This is a genomic window from Planomonospora algeriensis (genome assembly GCF_977012225.1).
On record NZ_CDRNDK010000963.1, the window covers coordinates 1 to 887 of the forward strand.

Consider the following 887-nt stretch of genomic DNA (forward strand, 5'->3'; position numbering starts at 1 on the left):
GGACGTAGTGGGCGATCTGCGCGGCCGAGGCTTGATCGGCGGTCAGGTCGGTGACGCCGTAGACGACTTCCTTGCTGCGGCGTTGCCCGTCCAGGCCACCGCGGTAGCGCAGGATGCGGAAGACCTGACCGGCGTGCGGGAAGTCGATCCCGGTGGAGGGGGCAACGCGGGTGATGCGCTGTTCGGTGCGGCCGTGCCCGCGGTCGATCTCCACGTGCATGGCATCGGCGAAATCGATGTCGGGGCCGGTCAACGCCGCGATCGCGGCGGCGTGCAACGTCGGCTGGTTGGCCTTGACGATCAGCACGTAGTGGCCGTGGTGGTCATCGACCAGCGCTCGCGCCGAGGCGCGCTGGGTGTGCAGCGCGTCGGCGGTGATGACCGCGCGGGCCAGTTCGGCCGGATCGAGCCGGTCCAGGAGCGGCCCCAGTGCGCTGATCTCGCTGCTTTTGACGTCGACCTGGCGTTGGGCGCGCAGGGCGCCGGTGCCGTGCGCGGCCAGGCCCAGCAGGTGGACGCGGCCCCCGTCGGCGCGGCGGGCGCCTTTGAGCATCTTGCCGTCGGCGGCGTATCCCCGCAGCAGGCCGGCGGGCTCCGCGTGCGGGGGCCGCGCTGCGGCGCGTCGTGCCTCGCGTTCACGGCGGTGGCCGGGCGGGCTCGCAGCGCGGTCATCAGGCGGGCCGTCGTCGAGTCCGGCCAGGAAGGCGCCGATCTGATCGTCGAGTTCGTCGCCGTCCAGGTCGGCCAGGATCCGGCGCAGGGTGCGTTCGCTGGGCGGCCGGCATCGTCCGGTGAGCGGGTCGCGCCACACGCCCAGGTCGGCGAGGACGTGCTGGGGGGCGTTGTCGGCCCATTGCTCGATGGCGGTCAGGCGGTCGTTGCCCACG

The 887-nt window shown here is 73.2% G+C and carries 1 protein-coding gene; it reads right to left on the bottom strand.

What is annotated here, in order from left to right; all coding sequences use genetic code 11:
* Positions 1–887, bottom strand: an 887-nt coding sequence (locus ACWJ6R_RS37195; protein WP_449066682.1) for an ISAs1 family transposase, incomplete at both ends; no start/stop codon positions are given.